24 protein-coding genes and 1 tRNA gene are annotated in these 22,199 nt (G+C 64.3%); 13 read left to right on the plus strand and 12 right to left on the minus strand.

Annotation, left to right across the window (positions count from 1 at the left end; translation table 11 throughout):
• Nucleotides 1–47 precede the first annotated feature (47 nt).
• The 3 genes from KHO18_RS06545 to KHO18_RS06555 form a co-directional block, all read right to left on the minus strand.
• Complete coding sequence (locus KHO18_RS06545) at nucleotides 48–548, minus strand: peptidylprolyl isomerase (RefSeq protein ID WP_144196003.1); 501 nt, start codon at nucleotides 546–548, stop codon at nucleotides 48–50.
• Nucleotides 549–587: 39 nt separating this feature from the next.
• Nucleotides 588–1,190, minus strand: coding sequence for a peptidylprolyl isomerase (locus tag KHO18_RS06550; RefSeq protein WP_144196001.1), 603 nt, complete (start codon nucleotides 1,188–1,190; stop codon nucleotides 588–590).
• A gap of 96 nt (nucleotides 1,191–1,286) precedes the next feature.
• Nucleotides 1,287–1,991, minus strand: a complete 705-nt coding sequence (locus KHO18_RS06555; RefSeq protein WP_144196000.1) for a tetratricopeptide repeat protein — start codon at nucleotides 1,989–1,991, stop codon at nucleotides 1,287–1,289.
• 178 nt (nucleotides 1,992–2,169) lie between these two features.
• Here KHO18_RS06555 and cysS point away from each other — a divergent pair, with 178 nt between their 5' ends.
• The 6 genes from cysS (at nucleotide 2,170) to KHO18_RS06585 (ending at nucleotide 8,442) form a co-directional block, all read left to right on the plus strand.
• Complete coding sequence (cysS, locus tag KHO18_RS06560; RefSeq protein ID WP_144195999.1) at nucleotides 2,170–3,558, plus strand: cysteine--tRNA ligase; 1,389 nt, start codon at nucleotides 2,170–2,172, stop codon at nucleotides 3,556–3,558.
• Nucleotides 3,555–4,325, plus strand: a complete 771-nt coding sequence (locus tag KHO18_RS06565; RefSeq protein ID WP_211942924.1) for a DNA-3-methyladenine glycosylase family protein — start codon at nucleotides 3,555–3,557, stop codon at nucleotides 4,323–4,325. The genes cysS and KHO18_RS06565 overlap by 4 nt, the downstream gene beginning before the upstream one ends.
• Nucleotides 4,326–4,460: 135 nt before the next feature.
• Nucleotides 4,461–5,432 (plus strand): acetyl-CoA carboxylase carboxyltransferase subunit alpha, encoded by a 972-nt coding sequence (locus KHO18_RS06570; RefSeq protein WP_144195997.1) that lies wholly within the window; start codon nucleotides 4,461–4,463, stop codon nucleotides 5,430–5,432.
• Nucleotides 5,398–6,855, plus strand: a complete 1,458-nt coding sequence (gene tilS, locus KHO18_RS06575; RefSeq protein ID WP_211942925.1) for a tRNA lysidine(34) synthetase TilS — start codon at nucleotides 5,398–5,400, stop codon at nucleotides 6,853–6,855. Before KHO18_RS06570 ends, tilS begins: the two co-directional genes overlap by 35 nt.
• A gap of 104 nt (nucleotides 6,856–6,959) precedes the next feature.
• Nucleotides 6,960–8,210 carry an aspartate kinase gene (locus KHO18_RS06580; RefSeq protein ID WP_092292692.1) on the plus strand — a complete coding sequence of 417 codons (1,251 nt, stop codon included), beginning with the start codon at nucleotides 6,960–6,962 and terminating at the stop codon, nucleotides 8,208–8,210.
• 138 nt (nucleotides 8,211–8,348) lie between these two features.
• Nucleotides 8,349–8,442, plus strand: a tRNA-Ser gene (locus KHO18_RS06585).
• A 340-nt stretch (nucleotides 8,443–8,782) separates the two neighbouring features.
• Here the strand turns inward: KHO18_RS06585 and KHO18_RS06590 are convergent.
• On the minus strand, nucleotides 8,783–9,754 hold the full coding sequence (locus tag KHO18_RS06590; protein WP_280527755.1) for a TerC family protein: 972 nt from the start codon (nucleotides 9,752–9,754) through the stop codon (nucleotides 8,783–8,785).
• Nucleotides 9,755–9,873: 119 nt separating this feature from the next.
• On the minus strand, nucleotides 9,874–10,380 hold the full coding sequence (locus KHO18_RS06595) for a universal stress protein (protein ID WP_144195992.1): 507 nt from the start codon (nucleotides 10,378–10,380) through the stop codon (nucleotides 9,874–9,876).
• A 242-nt stretch (nucleotides 10,381–10,622) separates the two neighbouring features.
• On the opposite strand from KHO18_RS06595, the gene nhaR reads away from it, so the two are divergent.
• Nucleotides 10,623–11,552 carry a transcriptional activator NhaR gene (gene nhaR, locus KHO18_RS06600; protein ID WP_144195990.1) on the plus strand — a complete coding sequence of 310 codons (930 nt, stop codon included), beginning with the start codon at nucleotides 10,623–10,625 and terminating at the stop codon, nucleotides 11,550–11,552.
• A 265-nt stretch (nucleotides 11,553–11,817) separates the two neighbouring features.
• On the opposite strand, the gene KHO18_RS06605 is transcribed toward nhaR, so the two are convergent.
• Nucleotides 11,818–12,477, minus strand: a complete 660-nt coding sequence (locus tag KHO18_RS06605) for a carbonic anhydrase (RefSeq protein ID WP_144195988.1) — start codon at nucleotides 12,475–12,477, stop codon at nucleotides 11,818–11,820.
• Between the two features lie 175 nt (nucleotides 12,478–12,652).
• On the opposite strand from KHO18_RS06605, the gene KHO18_RS06610 reads away from it, so the two are divergent.
• Together KHO18_RS06610 and KHO18_RS06615 are read left to right on the plus strand one after the other, a co-directional pair.
• Nucleotides 12,653–12,955: a DUF3144 domain-containing protein gene (locus tag KHO18_RS06610; protein ID WP_144195986.1), complete on the plus strand. Its 303-nt coding sequence runs from the start codon at nucleotides 12,653–12,655 to the stop codon at nucleotides 12,953–12,955.
• 320 nt (nucleotides 12,956–13,275) lie between these two features.
• Nucleotides 13,276–13,653, plus strand: a complete 378-nt coding sequence (locus tag KHO18_RS06615; protein WP_144195984.1) for a hypothetical protein — start codon at nucleotides 13,276–13,278, stop codon at nucleotides 13,651–13,653.
• A gap of 97 nt (nucleotides 13,654–13,750) precedes the next feature.
• On the opposite strand, the gene KHO18_RS06620 is transcribed toward KHO18_RS06615, so the two are convergent.
• Complete coding sequence (locus tag KHO18_RS06620) at nucleotides 13,751–14,611, minus strand: transglutaminase-like domain-containing protein (RefSeq protein WP_144195982.1); 861 nt, start codon at nucleotides 14,609–14,611, stop codon at nucleotides 13,751–13,753.
• A gap of 213 nt (nucleotides 14,612–14,824) precedes the next feature.
• Here KHO18_RS06620 and KHO18_RS06625 point away from each other — a divergent pair, with 213 nt between their 5' ends.
• A complete protein-coding gene (locus tag KHO18_RS06625; RefSeq protein WP_144195980.1) occupies nucleotides 14,825–15,334 on the plus strand; it encodes a hypothetical protein in 510 nt (169 codons plus the stop codon).
• 80 nt (nucleotides 15,335–15,414) lie between these two features.
• Here KHO18_RS06625 and KHO18_RS06630 read toward each other — a convergent pair whose 3' ends face one another.
• The 4 genes from KHO18_RS06630 to KHO18_RS06645 all read right to left on the minus strand — a co-directional run bounded on the left by KHO18_RS06630 (nucleotide 15,415) and on the right by KHO18_RS06645 (nucleotide 18,681).
• Nucleotides 15,415–15,918 carry a universal stress protein gene (locus KHO18_RS06630; protein WP_211942926.1) on the minus strand — a complete coding sequence of 168 codons (504 nt, stop codon included), beginning with the start codon at nucleotides 15,916–15,918 and terminating at the stop codon, nucleotides 15,415–15,417.
• A 99-nt stretch (nucleotides 15,919–16,017) separates the two neighbouring features.
• Nucleotides 16,018–16,458: a universal stress protein gene (locus KHO18_RS06635; RefSeq protein ID WP_144196289.1), complete on the minus strand. Its 441-nt coding sequence runs from the start codon at nucleotides 16,456–16,458 to the stop codon at nucleotides 16,018–16,020.
• Nucleotides 16,459–16,475: 17 nt separating this feature from the next.
• Complete coding sequence (locus KHO18_RS06640) at nucleotides 16,476–17,006, minus strand: flavodoxin family protein (RefSeq protein ID WP_144195976.1); 531 nt, start codon at nucleotides 17,004–17,006, stop codon at nucleotides 16,476–16,478.
• Between the two features lie 136 nt (nucleotides 17,007–17,142).
• On the minus strand, nucleotides 17,143–18,681 hold the full coding sequence (locus KHO18_RS06645; protein ID WP_211942927.1) for a thymidine phosphorylase family protein: 1,539 nt from the start codon (nucleotides 18,679–18,681) through the stop codon (nucleotides 17,143–17,145).
• A gap of 201 nt (nucleotides 18,682–18,882) precedes the next feature.
• Between KHO18_RS06645 and KHO18_RS06650 the strand changes: the two genes are divergently transcribed.
• Nucleotides 18,883–19,305: an Hsp20/alpha crystallin family protein gene (locus KHO18_RS06650; protein ID WP_144195972.1), complete on the plus strand. Its 423-nt coding sequence runs from the start codon at nucleotides 18,883–18,885 to the stop codon at nucleotides 19,303–19,305.
• Here the strand turns inward: KHO18_RS06650 and KHO18_RS06655 are convergent.
• Nucleotides 19,292–20,311 carry a zinc-dependent alcohol dehydrogenase family protein gene (locus tag KHO18_RS06655; protein ID WP_144195970.1) on the minus strand — a complete coding sequence of 340 codons (1,020 nt, stop codon included), beginning with the start codon at nucleotides 20,309–20,311 and terminating at the stop codon, nucleotides 19,292–19,294. The genes KHO18_RS06650 and KHO18_RS06655 overlap by 14 nt on opposite strands.
• 187 nt (nucleotides 20,312–20,498) lie before the next feature.
• On the opposite strand from KHO18_RS06655, the gene KHO18_RS06660 reads away from it, so the two are divergent.
• Both KHO18_RS06660 and KHO18_RS06665 read left to right on the plus strand, forming a co-directional pair.
• A complete protein-coding gene (locus KHO18_RS06660; protein WP_144195968.1) occupies nucleotides 20,499–21,326 on the plus strand; it encodes a universal stress protein in 828 nt (275 codons plus the stop codon).
• Nucleotides 21,327–21,357: 31 nt separating this feature from the next.
• Nucleotides 21,358–22,194, plus strand: coding sequence for a universal stress protein (locus KHO18_RS06665; protein WP_144195966.1), 837 nt, complete (start codon nucleotides 21,358–21,360; stop codon nucleotides 22,192–22,194).
• Nucleotides 22,195–22,199 lie beyond the last annotated feature (5 nt).

Below are 22,199 nucleotides of genomic sequence, written 5' to 3' on the forward strand. Positions count from 1 at the left end.
GCCGCCAGCTGAGGGCTTCAATTGCAACAGGACTGGTGCAAAGACGCTTATTCGACCACGACGGCCTTTTCGATCACCACGTCATCCACCGGTACATCCTGGTGGAAGCCCGAGCTGCCCGTGCGCACGGCCTTGATCTGGTCGACCACTTCGGTGCCTTCCACGACCTTGCCGAACACGGCGTAGCCGAAGCCTTGCGGCGTGGGCGAGCTGAAGTTCAGGAAGTCATTGTCCACCACGTTGATGAAGAACTGGGCCGTGGCCGAGTGCGGGGCGTTGGTGCGGGCCATTGCCACGGTGTACTTGTCGTTCTTCAGGCCATTGCCGGCTTCGTTCTCGATCGGCGCGTCGGTGTCCTTCTGCTTCATGCCGGGTTCGAAACCGCCGCCCTGGATCATGAAGTTCTTGATCACGCGGTGGAAAACCGTGTTGTCGTAGTGGCCCTTGCGCACGTACGACAGGAAGTTTTCGACCGATTTCGGCGCCTTTTCGGCGTCGAGTTCGATGGTGATGACACCCTGGTTGGTGTGCAGTTGTACCTTGGACATGGCGTTACCTCTGTTCTGTGGCGGTTGGTGTTCGGGGTGTTACTTGACGACAGTGACCGATTCGATCACAACCGGCGCGGCCGGCACGTTGCGCATGGCGCCGTAGGCCGTGGTGGGCACCGACTTGATCTTGTCGATCGTGTCCATGCCTTCCACCACCTTGCCGAAGACGGCGTAGCCGTTGCCATCGGGCTGCGGGTAGTCGAGGTTCGGATTATCCACCACATTGACAAAGAACTGCGCGGTGGCCGAGTTCGGGTTGGACGTGCGGGCCATGGCCACGGTGCCGGCCTTGTTCTTCAGGCCGTTCTGCGATTCGAGCGGAATCGGCGCGCGCGTCGGCTTCTCTTTCATGTCGCGGTCGAAGCCGCCGCCCTGGACCATGAAGCCGCTGATCACGCGGTGGAAGATCGTGCCGGCGTAGAAGCCGCTTTTCACGTATTCCATGAAATTGGCGACGGTCTTGGGCGCGGCGTCCGGGTACACCTCGAGGGTGAACTTGCCGGCGCTCGTGACGAACTGCACGCGCTCGGTCTTGGGCGTGGCGGCGGCCGGGCTGGCGCCCTGGGCCATCGCGGCCAGTGGAGACAGGGCGGCGGCGGCCATCAGGCCAGCCAGGACGATGCGGCGGGAAACGGTCATGTTCTGGACTCCGTGAGGCAGGATAAGGGGCTGGCGGCGCTTCACGATCGTTCGGAAACGGTCGGGGGCACCCGCAAGCCTGCTAGGGATGGATGATCAGTGTGCCGCCGGGGCACTGGCCGGCGCGGGTTTGGCGGACGGCGTGCCGGCGCCGCCGGACGGGGCGGGCGCGGCGGCGGCCGGGCGTACCTGCTGCAGCGCAGCGGCAGCGCGGGTGTCCTTGGGATTGCGTTTCACGGCCTGGCTGTAGGCCTGTTCGGCCAGCCGGCGGTACACATCGCCCAGATTGCTGTAGGCGATGGCGTAGTCGGGGCGCGCATCCAGCGCGGCCAGCAGTTCGGCCTCGGCGCGCTTCAGGTCGCCGCGCTTGGCGTAGAGCAGGGCGAGGTTGTTGTGCGGCTCGGGCAGTTCGGGGAAGTCCTGGGCCATTTCCGAGAAAGCCTTGATGGCGTCGTCCTCGCGCCCGGCCTGGGCCAGGGACCACGCACGCTGGAAGCGCGCCTGCGCATTGCGCGGGTTCGCGGCCAGCACGCGGTCGAAGTCCTGCACGGCGTCGTCGTAGCGCTTGTCCTTGACGGCTTTTTCCGCCGGGACCATGCCGGGGTCCGCCGAGCGCGGGCCGCTGCCGGGGGCCGGCGGCGGCGTCAGCGACATCGGGCCGCTCTGCGCAAGCGCCGGGGCGGCGAGCAGGGCGCCGGCCATGGCCAGTACGCCCGCCACGGCGCGGAAGGGGCCGGCACGGCGGCCGGCGGCAGGGGCGGGGCAGGAAGGCATGGTCGGGGTGGGCAGAAGCAGGCTCATGTAAGGGCGGTCCGTTATACTCCGCGGCATTCTAGCAAAGCGGCAGGGCGTGCAGCACAGGCCGCAGGGCCTTCCGGTAAGATATGGGGCCCGCACGCCGTGGCCCGCATCCCGGGGCGCGTCTGCCAAACGGCGTCCCGCGGTGCCGGTGCGTCCTCCTTCACTCTTCGATCGCTTCATGCAGCAACTGAACATCTACAACACGCTCGCGCGTGAAAAGCAGCCTTTCGTGCCAATCGAACCGGGCAAGGTCCGCATGTATGTGTGCGGCATGACCGTGTACGACTATTGTCACGTCGGCCACGCGCGCGTGATGGTGGTGTTCGACATGGTGCACCGCTGGCTGCGCGCCGCCGGCTATGACGTGACGTACGTGCAGAACATCACGGACATCGACGACAAGATCATCCGCCGCGCGGCCGAGAATGGTGAGACGATTGGCCAGCTCACCACGCGCTTCATCCAGTACATGCACGAGGATGCCGCTGCGCTGGGCATCATCCGCCCCGATCACGAACCCCGCGCCACCGACTACGTGCCGCAGATGCTGAACCTGATCGAGAAGCTCGAGGCCAACGGCCTGGCCTACCAGGCGGCCGATGGCGACGTGAACTACTCGGTGCGCAAGTTCCAGGGCTACGGCAAGCTGTCCGGCAAGTCGCTGGAAGACCTGCGTGCCGGCGAGCGCGTGACCGCCAACGACGCCAAGCAGGACCCGCTCGACTTCGTGCTGTGGAAGTCCGCCAAGCCGACCGAGCCGCCCGAGACCAAGTGGGACTCGAAGTGGGGCAGCGGCCGGCCGGGCTGGCATATCGAGTGCTCGGCCATGAGCTGCACGCTGCTGGGCGAGCATTTCGACATCCACGGCGGCGGCGCCGACCTCCAGTTCCCGCACCACGAGAACGAGATCGCCCAGTCCGAGGGCGCGAGCGGCAAGCCGTTTGTCAATATGTGGATGCACAACGGCTTCGTGCGCGTGAACGATGAGAAGATGTCGAAGTCGCTCGGCAACTTCTTCACGATCCGCGAGGTGCTCAAGGCTTACGACCCGGAAGTCGTGCGCTTCTTCATCCTCCGCGCCCACTACCGCAGCCCGCTGAACTACAGCGATGCCCACCTGGACGACGCCCGCCACGCGCTGACGCGCCTGTACACGGCGCTCAAGGAAACGCAGCCCGGCGGCTGCGCGGTGGACTGGGAAGAGCCGCACGCCAAGCGCTTCGCCGAGGCGATGAACGACGACTTCAACACGCCGATTGCGATGGCGGTGCTGTTCGACCTCGCCAGCGAGGTCAATCGCACCGGCTCGGCCCAGATGGCGCGCCAGCTCAAGTCGCTGGCGGGTACGCTGGGCCTGCTCGAACGCGATCCGCATACCTTCCTGCAGGGCGGCAAGGTGGCCGATGGCCCCACCGCCGAGCACATCGAGGCCCGCATCGCCGCACGCAAGGCTGCCAAGGCCGCGCGCAATTTCGCCGAGGCGGATGGCATTCGTGCCGAACTGCTCGCGGCCGGCGTGGTGCTCGAGGACAAGCCGGGCGGTGCCACCGAGTGGAGGCGTGCTTGAACGCTGCCGCGCGCAAGCCGAAGGTAGCCGGGAAGCCGGCTGCCAAGGTGCCCGGCAAGGTGGCAACCAAGGCGGCCGGCAAGGCCGCCAAGCCGGCACTACCCGAAGCCAAGGCGGTGCCGCTGCCGGTGGAGACGGTCGTCGATGCGGTGCGCCCCGCCTATTGGGACGAGGCCTGCGCCGACCTGATGCGCCGCGACCGCATCCTCAAGAAGATGATTCCGACGTACGGCCCCGCGCACCTGATCTCGCGCGGTGATCCGTTCGTTACATTGGCGCGATCGGTGGTCGGCCAGCAAATCTCGGTGAAGGCCGCGCAGTCGGTCTGGGAGCGGCTGGTCACGATGTGTCCGAAGCTCACGCCGGCCCAGTTCCTGAAGTCCGGCGCCGAGCAGCTGGCCACCTGTGGCCTATCTCGCCGCAAAGCCGAATACATCATCGATCTGGCTGAACATTTCAAGGCCGGGCGCGTCCATGTGAAAGAGTGGGCGGCGATGGACGACGAGGCGGTGATCGCCGAACTGATCCAGATCCGCGGCATTGGCCGCTGGACGGCCGAGATGTTCCTGATGTTCAATCTGATGCGGCCTAACGTGCTGCCGCTCGACGACGTCGGGCTGATCAACGCGATCTCCGCCAATTACTTTAGTGGAGAACCCGTCACCCGCAGCGAGGCGCGCGAAGTGGCGGCCAACTGGGAGCCGTGGCGCACGGTGGCCACGTGGTACATGTGGCGCAGCCTTGACCCCGTACCGGTGACTTACTAGGAACCAGGCAGTCCATCAACAGGCAGTGACGGCGTTGATTCTGCGCATAAGTGCTTGAAAATCAACATATCGGGCGGTCGAAACCGGGATTTTTTCCGGTAGAATGCGCCCCTTCACAGACAGGTCCGTGTTTCTATGAAAACCACCTTCCTGGATTTTGAACAGCCGATTGCCGAGCTCGAGGCAAAAATCGAAGAACTGCGCTTTGTGCAGGACGACTCGGCTGTCGATATTTCCGAAGAGATTTCGCGGCTGGCCGGCAAGAGCCAGCAGCTGACCAAAGATATTTACGCCAACCTGACCCCGTGGCAGGTTGCGCAGATCGCCCGCCATCCGCAGCGTCCGTACACGCTGGACTACGTGCGGGAGATCTTCACCGACTTCCATGAATTGCACGGCGACCGCGCTTTCGCGGACGACCTGTCCATCGTCGGCGGCCTGGCCCGCTTCAATGGCCAGGCGTGCATGGTGATTGGCCACCAGAAGGGCCGCGACACGAAGGAGCGCGCGCTGCGCAACTTCGGCATGTCCAAGCCCGAGGGCTACCGCAAGGCCAAGCGTCTGATGGAGCTGGCGGACAAGTTCGGCCTGCCGATCTTCACCTTCGTCGATACGCCGGGTGCGTTCCCGGGCATCGACGCCGAGGAGCGCGGTCAGTCGGAAGCCATCGGCCATAACCTGTTCGTGATGGCCGGGCTGAAGGTGCCGCTGATCGCCACGATCATCGGCGAGGGCGGCTCGGGCGGCGCGCTGGCGATTGCCGTGGGCGACGTGGTGCAGATGCTGCAATTCGCCACCTACGCGGTGATCTCGCCGGAAGGCTGCGCCTCGATCCTCTGGAAGACCGCCGAGAAGGCACCAGAAGCCGCCGAGGCACTGGGCCTGACCGCGCACCGCCTGAAGGCGCTGGGCCTGATCGACAAGATCGTGAACGAGCCGCTGGGCGGCGCGCACCGCGATCCGAAGAACATGGCGACGATGCTCAAGCGCTCGCTGGCGGAATCGCTGCGCCAGTTCCAGGGCATGAGTATCAAGGAACTGCAGGCACGCCGGCACGAACGGCTGATGGCCTATGGCAAGTTCAAGGAAACCGGCGTCCAGGAATGACGGGCGCGCCGGTGTGGTGCCGTTGACCGCACCCCTGACCGACAAGGTCGCACAGGCTCTCCAGGCCGGTGCGGCCTTTGTTGTTTCTGGCGGGGCGGCGCCGGTCACGGTGGCCGTGGCGCTCTCGGGCGGGCGCGATTCGGTCGCCTTGCTCCATGCCACGTGCGCCGCGGTGGCCCAAGGTACGGCGCTGGCCCCGGCCGTGCGCGTGGTGGCGCTGCACGTCCATCACGGCCTGCAGGCGCCGGCCGACGAGTGGGAGCGCTTCTGCGCGGCGCTGTGCGGCGAGGCGCAGGTGCCGCTGGCCACCGAGCGCGTGACCGTGCAGGCGCTGGCGGGCGAGGGTATCGAGGCCGCCGCGCGCCGTGCCCGCTACGCCGCGCTCGGGCGCATGTGCCGGGCGCAGGGCGCCGCGTTGCTGCTGTTCGCCCATCATCGCGACGATCAGGTGGAAACCGTGTTGATGCGGCTGTTCCGGGGCGCCGGCGTGGCCGGCATGGCCGGCATGCCCGCGCGGCGCCCGCTGGACGCGCAGGGCGACGTGCAACTGCTGCGGCCCTGGCTCGAGGTCTCCCGCGACGAGATCGATGCCTATTGCGCCGCGCACGGGCTGTCATGGATCGAAGATCCTTCAAATGCCGATACCCGCTTCGCCCGCAATGCCCTGCGCGCGCAACTGCCGGCGCTGCGCGAGGCCTTCCCCGCGCTGTACGAGAACGTGATCCAGGCCGCCTCGCATTTCGGCCAGGCGGCGGCCATGCTCGACGGGCTCGCGGCGGGCGAGCTGGCCCGTCTCGTCTCACCGGGACGCGATGCGGACACCCTTGCCGAACTCGATCTGGCTGGCCTGCGTGCCTTGCCATCCGGCCATGCCGACGCCGTGCTGCGCCATTGGCTGCGCGACCTCGGTGCACAACCGCCTTCCACGGCGCGGCTGGCCGCGATGCGGGCGCAGCTGATCGAGCGTGACGGCGGCGAGCCCGCCATTGCGCATGACGGCCTGGTGCTGCGGCGCTTCCGAGACAAGGCGCTGGCCTGCCGGGCGGTGCCGGACACCGCGCCGGCAGCGTTCGATTTCGTCTGGCGCGGCGAGGATCGCATCGTCGTGCCGGCATGGCGGGGTGCGCTGCGATTCACGCGCGACGACACCTTTGGCGTGCCGGAAGCGGTGCTCCAGGGGCCGCTGCGGCTTGCGGCCCGGCAGGGCGGCGAACGGATTGTGCTGCGGCCCGGCGGCCCGGCGCGCGCGCTCAAGCAGGCGTACCAGGAGGCGGCTGTGCCGGCGTGGCGGCGTGCCTGGCTGCCGCTGTTGTGGAGCGGCGCGCAGGTTGTGCTGGCGGCCGGGCTCGGCATGCATCGCCGCTGGCCCGCCGATGCGCCCCATGCGCCACGCTGGCGCGTGGAGTGGGTGGAACTCGACTAGGGCACCCCTCGGGAGCTGGGGCTGCGCCCCGCCACAGCCTTGCCTGATAGTCGGCGATCGTGTATTTTCAAGGGCTTTGCACAATCGCTGGCGTCGACAAGAAGATGGCTCTCATCGTTCACAAATACGGCGGCACTTCGATGGGTTCCACGGAACGCATCAAGAATGTCGCCAAGCGCGTGGCCAAGTGGCACCGCGCCGGTCACCGCGTTGTCGTGGTGCCTTCGGCCATGTCGGGCGAGACCAATCGCCTGCTCGGCCTTGCCAAGGAAATTTCCGCGCAGCCGGACCCGCGTGAACTGGACATGCTGGCCTCCACCGGCGAGCAGGCCAGCGTGGCCCTGCTGGCCATCGCGCTGCACGGCGAAGGCATCAACGCGGTCAGCTACACGGGCTGGCAGGTGCCGGTGAAGACCGATTCGGCCTACACCAAGGCGCGGATCGAGTCGATCGACGACGAGCGCATCCTGGGTGACCTGGACGCCGGTCGCGTGGTCGTGATTACGGGCTTCCAGGGCATCGACGACAGCGGCAACGTCACCACGCTGGGCCGTGGTGGCTCCGATACCTCGGCCGTGGCCATCGCCGCCGCCATAGAGGCGGACGAGTGCCTGATCTATACCGACGTGGACGGCGTGTACACGACCGATCCGCGCGTGGTCGAGGACGCCCGCCGCCTGGACCAGATCACCTTCGAGGAAATGCTGGAAATGGCCAGCCTGGGTTCGAAGGTGCTGCAGATCCGCTCGGTGGAGTTCGCCGGCAAGTACCGCGTGAAGACGCGCGTGCTCTCGTCGCTGACCGACCCCCTGATGCCGCTCGAGCAGGAAATGCACTCGGGCACGCTGATTACTTTTGAGGAAGAGTCTGACATGGAAGCAGCCGTCATCTCCGGCATCGCCTTTGCCCGTGACGAAGCCAAGATCACCGTTCTGGGCGTGCCGGACAAGCCGGGCATCGCCTACCAGATCCTGGGCCCGATCGCCGACGCCAATATCGACGTCGACATGATCATCCAGAACCAGTCCGTGGACGGCAAGACCGACTTCACGTTCACGGTGCCGCGTGGCGAATACCAGCGCGCGCTGACCATCCTGACCGACAGCGTGAAGGGCCATATTGGCGCCGCCAGCGTGTCCGGCGACCCGAAGGTGTCGAAGGTGTCGGTGGTGGGCGTGGGCATGCGCTCGCACGTGGGCATCGCCAGCAAGATGTTCCGCACGCTCTCGGAAGAGGGCATCAACATCCAGATGATCTCCACGTCGGAAATCAAGATCTCGGTGCTGATCGACGAGAAGTACATGGAGCTGGCCGTGCGCGCGCTCCACAAGGTGTTCGAACTGGATCAGGCGTGATCTGGTGAGTGTTGTGTCTGGTGGGGTAGGTGTCGCGTTTTTTACGCGATTGGTCATGGAAATGTCATTGACCAGTTGATTCGACCCCGCTAGAATACGCGCTTCGTTGTGTGGCCTCCCTCGCACAACGCAAGTTTGGGAGACGTGGCCGAGAGGTCGAAGGCACTCCCCTGCTAAGGGAGCATCCGGGCCAAAACCTGGATCGAGGGTTCGAATCCCTCCGTCTCCGCCAGAAGACAGCCCGGCCCCTGCGGGGGCCGGGTTCTGGTTTCAATAAGGGCTCTTACGCTCTGACCACCGTACCACGCGACGTACCAGACGGCGTCCCATGCATGGAAAGGTGGCTCACATGAAGTCTCGTCGAATCCCCTCGTATTGACACTGACCCCGGATGGCAATTCCCAGCGTTCCGCTATACGGTTCGCAAGGAAATGTTGCCGTTCTGGAGCGGGCCCAAGGTCATTTGCGTGAGTCTACGCACGGCCGAACCGGCGCGTCGTCGGCAATCGGCGGCCGCTATGTCAACTATCACGTTTCTCAAGACGCGAAGCCTCCTCAAAACCCGGGGCGGTTCATGTTGCGCGGTGGTGGAATCTGCGGGCGGAAAACTTGAGGCTGAGAAGGACGGAGACCAGGATCACCGAGCCGACGATCGCCAGCGACCACTGCACAGGCATGTGGAACCACGGAGCCGCGAGCATTTTCCCGCCAATGAATACCAGCACCAGCGCCAATCCATATTTGAGAAGATGGAAGCGCTCCGACATATCAGCGAGCAGGAAGTAAAGTGCCCGCAGCCCCATGATGGCGAAGATGTTGGACGTGAAGACAATGAAGGGGTCGGTAGTCACCGCGAAGATGGCCGGGATACTGTCGACGGCGAACACGAGATCGCTTGCTTCGATCATCATCAGTACCAGGAACATCGGCGTCGCCCAACGCACGCCATCAATCCGCACAAAGAACTTCTCGCTGTGGAAATCGGGTGTCACACGCATGTGGCCCCTCAGCCAGCGCAACAACGCATTCTTCTCCAGATCGGGCTGCTTTTCGGCAAAAATGAGCATCTTGATGCCAGTCACGATCAGGAAGGCCCCAAAAATATATAGGACCCAGGCGAACTCGCTTACCAGCCACACGCCTGCCAAGATCATGCCGGCTCGCATCACGATGGCCCCCAGCACGCCGTACAGCAGTACCCGCCGCTGCAATTCCGGTGGTACGGCAAAGTAGCTGAAGATCATCACAAAAATAAACATATTGTCGATCGACAGCGATTGTTCGATCAGGTAACCGGTGATGAACTCCATCGCCTTGCTGTTGGCGATTTCGCGGCTGGCATTGATATCGAGATACCACCAGAGGAGGCCTGCGAAAGTGCAGGCCATCGTGACCCATGCCGCGACCCAAGCGGCGGCTTCCTTGACCGAGACACGGTGCGCCTTGTTCCCGCCGAAAACGAACAGGTCCAGCGCCAGCATCGACAGCACGAAGGCGATAAAGCCAGCCCACATTGCAGCGTTTGCGAAAGAGTCCATTGTCATGACAGTAGCTGAAAGCGATGCGAGTCCGGCTCTCCGATACGCCGGAGAACGGCGGATTGACGATGGTGACGAAGCGGCTGGCCAGACTCATACGGGCGTTCCGTTCATCGACATAAGAGTCACGCTTGACTTGCGAGAAGCAATGCCAGGCCGGCACCCACTCCTGCCGGAATGCCAATGCGCTCGATCATGCGCGCGGGGGCGCCGCCGATCACCTCGACCGGTACCGGGCAACTCTCCAGCAGCTGGTTGGTAAGCGAGTGCTCCACCGCGCGTACGAACGCGCTTTTGCGTGCGGTGCCGATGAGAACGCGATCGCAATGCAGTTGCCTCGCCATCTCTGCGATGCAACGTGCCTTGTCGCCAATCCGGAAGTGCGCAAGATTCGGGACGCCGGCGGCATCGAGCATACGCCGCGCCTCGGCAAGCTCCTCATCGGCCCGCTCGCGGTGGAAGTCGGCACGCAGCTGGGGAGCGGTGTAGCGATTCACGTAGTGTGAGAAAGGCGGCTGCACATTCAGCAAATGGATTCGCTGTGCATCCCCCTGGCGGAATTCGGCGATGGCATGCCGCACCGCAAGCAGCGCGCTGGCTGAACCGTCGCAAGGCAAAAGGAGCGTAGCCATGTCGATATCTCCCGAAAGGGATGGGTGATGCACTCGCCCGTGCCGTTGAAAAAAAAGGTACGGTGGCAGGTTCGCGAGTGCGGACCCAATCCAACGACCGCCGAATCCTGGGCACCACTGCAGGTGACATTTGCAATCTAGGATGCGAAACTGCCGGCGAAAAGCAGATTGTTTGGATACCATCATTCGAAAAAATGGGAGGGTTTGCCTGCTCGGCCAGGCTGCGACAAGGGGCGATCCTCATGAACTACAAGCATCTCCACTATTTCTATCAGGTGGCCAAACTTGGGGGCGTGATCCGAGCCAGCGAATGTCTGCACCTGTCGCCGCAGACGATCAGCAGCCAGATCCAGTCCCTCGAAGAGGCGCTCGGCATGCCGCTGTTGGTCAGGAGCGGACGTGGTCTGGCGCTTACCGATACAGGACGCATGGTGTTTGGCTACGCTGAGGCCCTCTTCTCCATTGGCGCGGAACTTGAGGAGGCCGTGCGTGAGTATCCCCACAAAGGCAAGCTGCTCGAATTCCGCGTGGGCGTTGCCGACGCCGTTCCGAAGACGATTGCCTGTCGGCTGATCGAGCCGGCCTCGCAGTTGCCGGAACCCGTTCGCATTATCTGTCGCGAGTGGAAGCTCGACATGCTGCTTGCCGAGTTGGCGCTTCACCGCCTCGACCTCATCATCGCGGATGCACCGATTCCCTCCGCCGTCAGCGTGCGCGCTTTCAACCACCGGCTGGGTGGTTGCGGGATCAGCTTTTTCGCCGCGCCAGCGCTGCGCGAGTTTTGCAACAGGCCCTTCCCGGCGTGCCTCGACGGGGCGCCCATGCTCATGCCCGCCGAGGAGTCCGCGGTTGGCCAGCGCCTGCGACACTGGTTGCAAGCGCGGGCGCTGCGCCCGCAGGTCGTCGGCGAATTTGACGACAGCGCCCTCGCCAAGGAGTTTGGGCGGCGCGGGATGGGCATCTTTATCGGGCTCACTGTCTTGGAGCGGGACATCGAGAAACAATTCGGCGTGCGTGCGCTCGGGGCGGCCCCCGACGTGGCGGAAGAGTTCTTCGCAATCTCGGTAGAACGCCGCATTACGCATCCTTGCGTGACGGCGATTACCGAGGCCGCGCGCAACGAGCTATTTGCACCGGCATCGCGCGAGCGACCGCGCCGAGCCGGAGCCTGAGGCATTTCGCTATCTGGTTCCTGGCGAACAAGCCGCGCGAAACGCACACAAAAGCACGTGGAAGGGTGCGATCGTTCCCCTTGAAATCCTCTGGCCGGCTCCTCCCTTGGGATTGCTCAGTTGCACCCGTACCGTGGTGCGCTGCGTGTTTCGATTTGTTTGTCGCCTGCCGTTAATGCCAAACAGCTCTCGCGCGATAGCCATTGCCGCCGTTGCGGTTCACCGAGAGGATGCGAAAATATGGGCCCACCCGAGGGGGGCGTAGTCATACGTTTCCGTGGCGATGGGAAGTTACCGCGACTGTCGTTGGCGACTCGGCCAACGGCACGAAGCGTCGGGTCGCGCCGTCCAGTGCGTCGATGCTGCCTGCTTCGATGTCGTACACCCAGCCGTGCAGATTCAGTCGTCCCTGTTCGAGCGCTAGTGCCACCGAAGGATGCGTGCGGAGATTCGCAAGTTGCGCGATCACGTTTTCGCGCACGAGCCCGTCGAGCTTGGCGCGAGGCGAGTCGAAATGGTGCGCCGCGTTGATCGCTTTGGCGGCATCTGAATGGCGCAGCCAGCTCGCAACCGCCGGCAGATGGTCAAGGCACGTGCAACGCGAAATGGCGCCCATCGCGCCGCAGTCGGAGTGGCCACAGATCACGATATCCTTCACGCCCAGCACCGCGACCGCATACTCGACGGTGGCCGAGACGCCGCCGGGTTCTGGACCGTACGAAGGCACGATGTTGCCGGCATTGCGAATCACGAACAATTCGCCTGGTTCACGTTGCGTAAGGAGTTCAGGCACCACGCGGCTGTCCGAGCAGGTGACGAACAGCGCCTTGGGATGTTGCGTCGTCGCGAGCTGCTTGAAGAGCTCAACGCGTTGCGGATAGACTTCTCGCTGAAAGCGCAGGAAGCCGTCGATGATGTCACGCATGGCGTTCTCCACGTCCAAATAACAGATGCTGACACAACCCGTTCTATTCGTCGCGCCGAAGGGGGCGCCATTATTAACCGGGATTGGGGGTACTGCCGAAGGGAGGGGGGCGTACCGAGGGTCGAGCCAACCGGAAATATGATTTGAAATAAATATTATCCGTATAAAATCCATAATGTCAAGACGGGGTTATTGTATCCGATCTCTGGTTAAGTCAAAATATACAGAGCGGGCGCACACATTAAATCTCTCGAATGAGCAGCTCGGAACTGTAGAGAGTCAAGGGAAGCTGAGCGCATCCATGATGTACGGTTCCGCACGTTTCAACGCGTGGGGCAGCGCACGCGGCTTCGCCTCAGGTGAAGCGACGGAGATGGCGAAGGAAGAGACCATCAACTATTTTTGTGAGCAATACCGTCTTATGTTTGAGGAAAATATCGATGGCTACATCAAGAATTTCTCCTCGGATTTAAAATAGGCGATGTATTGCTGGATCGCCGCAAGTCAGTGCCCGAGGCGGGCGATAATCAATTGTCGGTCCCGTTATGCAGCCACGGCTGTTGCTGCAGCCTGGTCAGAAGGGGCCCACTCGACGAAGATTCAGTCTCTCTGAACTGACTCGGCTGGCACCTTAGTAAATGAGCTCCGCATTTGCGGAGCTTTTTTGTTGCGGTGGCGTACCTGGAAGCGAGTGGGCTGTTTCGCTGCGGAGAAATAGATCTGCCGAGAGCTAGGGGAAGGAGTACAGTCAATGGCAGTCGCAAAATCCATGACTTTCTCTTTCAAGGCGATTCAAGTATGCACGGCGCCACTCCTCCTTTCAGCTTCCTCTGCACACTAGCGGCCGACGTCGAGCACCTTGCCTACCATGTGGCGGTCAGTTTCCGGGATGGAAACCACCCCACGGGCGTGCAATTCACGAGCTTTGTTGGCACCGGGAGACGTTCCTTTGCGGTGCGAAGCCCCGACAGCGATCTCCAGCCCGCAACCGACCAGACCAGCGAACGGTTATGCCGCATTGCCATTGGCCAGGTCTTGCGCGACCAGCTCTATCACAAGACCGCCGACGGCGACCATGTGCTCGATCTCGACGCGTTGCCATGGGAGGGCGAACTGAAGCCCGTCGGCGCAGGCAATATGGCAAGGCGACCAGCGCGGCGGCACTCGCCGGTCTAAGCCCGGCAAAGCCATCGTGCGTGGTCGGCTCGGAACGATGGCGTCGACAAGCGGAAAGCGTAAATCGGAATGAAAGGCGGCCAGCGCTGATGGCTGGTCACCAGGTCGAAATGGCGTGAGTCGTGGCGAGTGGCATGCCAATGCCGACGGCAGAATCGGTCAGTGCCTCGATTTCGATATAGGGACGTTCCGACTGAACCTTTCCAAATATCGCCGCAAAGGGAACGTCGGCGGCATCCCGGCCGGTGCCAATGCGCAGCAGGCCAGTCGGAATCGACACACCCGAGGGATCAAGCAGGTACCAGCCTCCCGACAGGTACACCTCTACCACCGCGTGGAAATCCGGCGGCCCCATTGCCGGATCCGCGCCGTAGTCCAGGCTGCTGGAAATACGGGCCGGAATACTCAGCGCGCGGCAGATGGCGATCATCAGGTGCGCGAAATCCCGGCACACTCCTGTTCGCTCCACGATCGTATCGATCGCAGACGTTCGCTCGTTGGTTGAGTGCGAGAGAAAGCGGATGTGGTTGCGCACCCATTCCCTGATCGCATACACGCGCGGGTAGCCAGGGCGCATGCCACCAAACTCGCGCATCGCGAATTCCATCAGGCGGTCAGATTCGCAATAGCGGCTCGGCGTCAGAAAGGGAAGTACCTCAAAGGGCAGTTCGGCGACTGGGACCTGCCTGATCGATTCGCCATCGTCGAGCCGATGGTCGATCTCCACCACAGTCTCATACCGGATGGCCAGGTGGCCCTTGTTCGCCCGAATCCGCAGCAGGCGGTTGTGCAGGACCGGATCCGTGTAGCGCGTGGCGGGTGTCTCCGGCGTGATCGCAAGGTGCTCGGAGACGATCGATTGCCGCCCTGTTCTCGCCGCTTCGATACGCAACAGAAAGTCCGCTGTGGGATCCAGGATCTCATAGGACAGGTTCACCAGGTACCGGATGCGATTCATCGTAGACCTTGCGCCGATGCGGAGGGGGGCTTCCGCCCCGGATCGGGACGGCAATTGGAGTGTACCGCTACGGGGCGGCCTCTGTATTGTAAGGACGCTCGCATTTCTTGGGCCAGGACCCCTAATCTTATTAGATGACGTGCCTAAGCAAGGTTCCGCTCTCCGGCCGCCGATAGCCCAACACCAACGCGGAACACCCTTCGGAGGCGAGTCATGCGCACGCTCCTGTATTTCATCCTCAATGATGTTGCCACTGCAAGGCTGGCGCAGACCCGGTTGCACGAACTCGTGGCTGGCCATCGGGAGGCGAATGGCCCGTGGTTTCTATGTCGAGACAAGCAGCCTGTCGAAAACCTCCCTGGAACCGAAGCTGGCCAAATTACCTACCGCGATGAAACGGCAATAGTAGGGTTTGTGGCCGGCGTCATTGCCGGTGTCGCCGTGACCCTTGCCTACGGCACATCATTTGGTCCGGCCGAAAGCAGTATCGCAGTGCTCGGGGTTGCCATGCTCGGCGGCATGCTGGGCTGGGTGCTCGGGGCGAGGCTCGGCGGGAAGTTCCTGCGCGTCGGATTGACAGAACGAAAACTCTCACTGGCGCCGGGGCAACTCGTGATGGTGGCAAGTTGCGACGCGCGCTCTTGCGCGCCGATGCGCAGCGTCGTCAAGGACCTCGGCGGCGTTTGCCTGGCCGGGACGGCGCGCCGCGGCTGGCACCTTTGATCTTGCGGCAACGACGTGTCCGGCGCGCGCGCGGGGTCGCAGACACATCGACCACGCGATCGTAGTAGGCCAAGTTGCGGCTAGGTTGCGGCTTCCGTGACCTCCGGGGCAGGGCCGGAGACGTCGCCTTCCGGCCGAATCGGTTCGCGCACAAGCAGCACGGGCACGGAACACTCGCGTGCCAGGCTTTCTGCCACGCTGCCAACAAGCAGGCGCTGAATCCCACGACGTCCGTGGGTGCCGACGACGATGATCTGCGCGCCGCACGTGGCAGCGATCTTGCGCACCTCGTTGGCGATATCCCCCAGCACGGACATCTCGTCGACGAGCGTCGTGGTGTACGGCACACCGGCCGCCTTGGCGATGGCCGCCGCCCGGGACAAGAGCGTGTTCCCGGCCGCCGCGAGCTGTGGCCGCCGGGTGCTGAGCTCCCCTTGGCCGAGTTCGTGCTGCAGGAAGCCGTAGTCGATCACATGCGTGATCTCCAGTTCGGCCTTGCAGGACGCCGCCAGGTGAATGGCCTCCGCCAGCGCCGCGCGGGCGCAATGGCTGTCGTCAATGGCGACCAGGATTCTTTGATACATGGTGAAGCTCCTCTCGGGCCGTAGCGCCCTGGTGGAATAAGACTTCGGCGTCGAAGCGTCCAGGCGCCAACGGCCCCGGTCCGTCTGAGGCCCGGGGGGTCAGGCTGCGCTTGCCGGGGCCTTTACGAGCACGACCGGGCAGGGCGCACGGGCGATGACCCGCCCCGCCACAGACCCGATGATGGCGTCCAGGAAAGCGCCACGGCCATGCGTGCCCATGACGATGGCGACGGCGTTGACTTCCTTGGCCACGGCCACGATGCGCTCGGGGGCGAAACCTATCAGTGCATGGGTCTCCACTGGAACGGCGCCCGCGCGAAGAATATCCTGCGCGGACTGCATCGCACGCTTGCTTTCGTCGGTATGCCAGGCCGCGATGTCCTCGCGGCTGACAAATTGCTTGACCTCGCCCGACAGGTCGGGTGTGCAATGCACCAGATGGACGGTCACGTCATCCCTGAAGAGGTGCTTCTCGACGATACTCCGCGCGGCGGCATCGGCGTAGGCCGAACCATCTGTAGCGAGAACGATATTGCTCATGTTGGTCTCCATGGACGTCATGCCTCGTTTGGCGATAGCCAGGCTTGTCGGGGGCCGCTGTCAGTTTCCGTCTCGCCCTGGAGCAGGCTCTTGGAAAATGCCGAAAGATCCTGGAAGGCCTCGCCGCTGGCGATATCGCGCTGCAACAGCACCAGCGTTGGGCGGGGCGGCTTGTCGCAGGTCAGCGCGATCTCCGCGGCCGCATCGAAACCACCCCGTGCCGCCATCACGCACACGGCGGCAAGCCTTGCGGAGAATGGCATCTGATCGTGGAGAAAGCTCCGCATCGGGGCGGCCAGATGGCCAATCCACACGGGCGCCAGCACCACCGCCGACCGACAGTTGGCCAGTGGCGGACCGTTGTACCGGTAAGCCGGACGCCGGCGGAACAGGTTGTCCACCACGCAACGCAGATCGCCGATCAGCCCTGCACGGCTTTGCACGTCCTGGATCTCGGCCAACGGCCAACCGGTCTGGGCGGCGAGCGCTTCGGCAACCTGCCGCGTAGTCCCGGTGCGAGAGTAGTAGACGATGACGTTATCAGGCATGACATTCCCCTTTCTCCGGCTTGCTGAACCGATGACGGGGAGCTTCGTCACAGGGCAGCACCTCGCCAGTGCATGATCAGTCTAGAAGCTGCTTCGGCGGCACCCTTGACTTGTGTCAACAGCGCACATCCGGTTTTCAGCGAGGTTCGCCAATCCGGATCGCCGGGTGGCTTGTGGCGTACGCGGCGGCGTAGGCGAGCTCTCCCGAGGCCTGGGCGTGCAGCGTGTAGAGCGTGTCACCACGTCTAACCGCGTCACCGAGGCGTACGCTCATGTCGATCCCGGCCACCTGCCGTTCCGGCGCGCCGGCAAGGCGGGCGGTGCGGGCAAGAAGCCGACAGTCGATCTCCGTCACGATGCCGTCGTTTGGCGAAGTCATGTCCTGCCGGAATACTGCTTCCCCAGGCGCGCGCAAGCCCCCCTGTGCCTCACAGATGGCTTCGAATTTTCGCCAGGCGGCGCCGCTGTCCAACGCGCGGACGGCCAGCGCCGGGCCGGCACCTTCGGGGCAGCTCTCGCAGAACTCAAGCAGCAGCCCCGCAAGCATCACACTGCGTGCGCGCAGGTCCTGCGGTGCGCCGGGCTTGCATTGCAGGACTTCGAGGACGTCGCGGGCTTCCAGCGCCGGCCCGATGCCACGGCCCACGGGCTGGGTGCCGTCGGTGCGGACAACCAGGACGCGGATGCCGCATGCCGCAGCGACGTGCGTCATCAGCTTGCGCAACCGGTTCAGATCCGCTTCCTGCCGGATCTTGGCCGAGGGCCCTACCGGAACATCGATCAGCACGTGCGTCGCGCCTGCGGCAATCTTCTTTGACAGGATGGATGCCACCATTTGTGCGTCGCTATCCAGTTCCAGCGCGCGGGCTACCTGGATCAGTACGTCGTCGGCGGGGCTGAGCGACAGAGCGCCGCCCCAAACGAGGGAGGCGCCGGTTGCCGCCACGACTTCGCGTACGCGGCCGGCGCTCAGCGCCACAGGGGTGAGTACCTCCATCATGTCCGCCGTGCCGGCGGGAGAGGTAATCGCGCGGGAGGACGTCTTCGGAATCATCAGGCCGGACGCGGCGGCAATGGCGACCACGATCGGGGTTGTCCGGTTGCCGGGCAGGCCGCCTACGCAGTGCTTGTCGGCGATGATCGCCCTGTCCCAACGCAGCGTCTCGCCGGTTTCCACCATGGCCCGGGTCAGATCGACCGTCTCGCGCAGATTCATCTTGCCGTGGACGCAGGCAGTGAGGAACGCGGCGATATGCACGTCGGCGTAGCGGCCAGCCGCAACGTCATGCATGATCGCGCAGAGTTGGGCACGATCCAGGTGGTGGCCATAGGCCTTTGCCCGCACCCCGCGCAACGAATCCAGCGTCGGCCCATGAGACACGCGAACGATGTCGCCTTCTCGCGCTTGCAGGATGTTGCAGGCGCCCGTCGATAACGACACCTGCAGGGGACTGAGCAATGCCGAACCCACCAGGTTCAGCGTGGCGACCAGACTACGCGTGCCTATGGTGACCGTGACGCGTGTCTGTGCCGTGAAGCCTTCGGCATGACACACGGCGCAATCGCGGTGGAGATACACGACATGCTCTCGCCACGTATCGATGCCAAGCGGCTTGAATAGCACGTCATGGCTTGATTCCACCGGCGCGGCGGATTCACTGACCGCTTCGCTCATGGTCAGGACGCCCACGTCGCGACGCCGGCATCCGCGAGCAGGATAGCGGGGACGGGGGCAAGCGATATCTCATGGGGTTTCATGACTCCAATATAGAAATGCACGGTGGCGCAGGCTTGATCTGGCGCAATGGCAAAGCCGTCGTCTTTGCCAGTATGAAGTCGCTCGTGTCACTGCGAGCTATCCATCAAGGAGATCTTCATGAGCAATATCCGTTTGTACGACCCGTTTGCAATGGAACCCATCGGCGACATGTTCCATGGCATGTTTCGCGCACTGCGGGGCGGCCCCGACACTGGCCTCGCATTCAAGGTCGATGTCACCGAGTCGGACAAGGACTACACCGTGGTGGCCGAGATCCCGGGCGCCAAGAAGGAAGACATTCAGGTATCCGTCGAGCGTGGCACGGTCATGATCTCCGCCAAGATCGAGAAGGCCAGCGAGGAGAAGGACGGCGAGCGGGTGATCCGGCGTGAACGCTACAGTGGATCGATGCAGCGGGCTTTCACGCTCGACACGAACATCGACGAGAGCAAGGTCGATGCGAGCTACCAGGACGGCGTGCTGCGCCTCGTGCTGCCGAAGCGGGAGGCCACGCCACAGAAGTCCATCACCATCCGCTGAGTGTCGACCCGATGTTCAGCACGGCCGCGCCGGTGAGCCGCCCGCTACGCAGGTCGGAGAGGGCGTCTTCCGCGCGTGCGAGCGGGTAGGACGTGGTGTGGGTGCGCAGCGGCGTGTTGGCGGCGACGCGCATCAGCTCGTGGCCGTCCTCGCGGGTCAGGTTGGCGACCGAGACGATCCGTCGTTCCTCCCACAACAGCCGATAGGGGAAGGTGGGAATGTCGGACATGTGAATGCCGCCGCACACCACCGTGCCACCCTTGCGCACGGCACGGAGTGCGGTGGGCACCAGGGCGCCGACAGGCGCGAAGATCAGCGCGGCATCGAGCGCTACGGGCGCTGCGTCCGTGCTCGATCCGACCCAGCTCGCGCCGACTTCCAGTGCCAGGCGCTTCGCTGCCTCGTCGTCGGGCCGGGTGAAGGCGTAGATCTGCTGGCCCCGGGCGGCGGCAATCTGCGTGACGATATGTGCTGCGGCGCCGAAGCCATAGATGCCAATCCGTCTGGCTGCTTCCCCGGCCATGCGCAGCGTCCGGAAGCCGATCAGACCGGCGCAGAGCAACGGCGCCGCATGCTCGTCGTCGTATCCGGCCGGGATCGGAAAGCAGTACCGGCTGTCGGCGATCACGTACTCGGCGTAGCCACCGTCGCGCGTATAGCCGTGGAACAGGGGCTTGTCACAGAGGTTTTCAAGGCCGGCGAGGCAGTAGGGACACTGGCCACAGGTATGCGCCAGCCACGGTACGCCGACCCGGTCGCCAGGGGCGAGGCCGGTGACGCCGGCGCCACACACATCGACCCTGCCGACGATTTCGTGCCCCGGTATCAGCGCCGGCTTTGGGTGCGGCAACTCGCCATCGACGACATGAAGGTCAGTACGGCAAATGCCGCATCTGGACACCGCAATCCGCACCTCGGCCGGTCCAGGCATCGGAACCGGCACAAGCGCCGCGCGCAGGTGCGCGCTGCCGCCATCGAAGATCATCGCGCGCATCGTGTCATGCATGGCCCACCTCCCGCACGTCGTCAGCCGGGCGCATCGTGCTTCCGCCCATTCACAAGACTAGATGGCCCTGAGACATAAGGGGGAGAGACGGGAGACCCGGGGGCTTGACTTGGCGCAACCCGGCGTAGCGGCCAATGGCTACATTCCAGTGGCGACGAGCTTCCACTCGGCTGATTAAGGGAATGCCATGGACTACAAGACCGTCCTCGTGGATCTGGGGGATGACATTGCGCGTGAAGTGCGCCTGGAGGCGGCGGCCTTGCTGGCGTCGGCGTCTTCGGGGCATGTCGTTGGGCTCACCGCGCTGGGGATGCAGATCGAGCCGTACCGCAGCGCGGGGCAGCAGGCCGGGCTTTACGAGGCGCTGTATGAAAACGGCCGGGAACGCGCCGTGCGCGCGGACGCCACGGCGATGAATGCGGTCATGAGCCGCGTGGCGCCGCAGGTGCAGACTTCCCAGGTCATCCTGGAGCAGGAGGCCGGATCGGCCCTCGCCTTGCAGGGTCACTTCGCCGATATCGTGCTGCCGGCACCGCCGTCCGCGTTTGAGACGGCGCCGGTGCCGATGGCGAAGGCCGCCGAGTACGCGTTACTCCACGCGGGACGGCCGATACTGCTGGTACCGCCCGGCGGCGCGCGGTTCCGCCTGGGTGGGCACGTCCTGATCGCCTGGGACGGCCGCCGGGAGGCCACGCGCGCGGTGGCGGATGCATTGCCGCTGCTGGCCGAGGCCACACGCGTGACCATCGTCGTGATTGTCAAGGCGGGCAGGCCCGACGAGGCGAACGTTGCCGGCATGGCGCATTGGCTGTCCACGCACGGCATCTCGGCCACGGTACGGGTGGAAGAAGGCGAGCATCCCGCAGACAGCCTGTTGCGGATTGCGAATGCCGATGCCACCAGCCTGTTGGTGGCGGGCGGCTACGGGCACTCGCGATTGGGTGAACTGGTCATGGGCGGCACGACGCACGCCCTGATGCGCCACAGCACCATCCCGCTCCTTCTCTCGCACTAGTCGCACTAGCTCGTCATCTTCGGAGCCTGTCATGACCTATCACAGCATCTTCGTCCACCTGGACACCAGCAACCGGGCGCTGATCCGGCTCGATGTGGCGGTGCGGCTGGCGGTGGCGCACCAATGCCGTCTGGTGGGGCTCTTTGTGGGCTTTGCACCAGATCCTCGCTGGTTCTACCTGATGGACAACGCGGCGCAGTACCTGGAGGCGGACCGGGCCCGGCGCAACGAAGCGCGTGAGCAGGTCCGCGCCAAATTCGAGGCTGCGGTAAAGCACTTGTCGATCGACGTCGAATGGCGCGCCACGGAGGGAGAGCCCGTGACCATGGCGCTCAGGGAAGTCCGCGAGGCCGGACTGGTCGTGGCTGGCCAGTACGATGCCAACGATCCCGATAGCTACGTCGCCCCGCAGTTTCTCGAATCCCTGGTGCTGGAGTCGGGGCGGCCGATCCTTGTCATCCCCTGCGCGGGCACTTTCGGGGCGCTTGGTCCCCGCACCATGGTCGCGTGGGACGGCGGGCGCGAAGCGGCGCGCGCTTTGCACGATGCGATTCCCCTGCTGGCGGGTGGCCAGGTATGCGTGCTCCACGCGAACTCGGCAACCATGGCGCTGCGTACCGATGCTTCGCCGGTGGCGGCAGCGGTGCGCCTGCTCGAAGGGCAAGGCGCGGAGGTGGTCGTCGAGCACGCTCCCGGCGGAACGGATCTGGCGATCGGCGAGTTGATCCTGTCACGCGCCGCCAACTTCGACGCCAGCCTCGTGGTCATGGGTGCATACGGACATGGGCGCTTCCGGGAGCTGGTGCTCGGCGGCGTGACGCGGACGTTGCTCGCCTCGATGACCGTTCCGGTACTGATGACCCACTAGCCCTT

This window comes from Cupriavidus campinensis, assembly GCF_905397395.1.
GTDB classification, from domain to species: domain Bacteria; phylum Pseudomonadota; class Gammaproteobacteria; order Burkholderiales; family Burkholderiaceae; genus Cupriavidus; species Cupriavidus campinensis.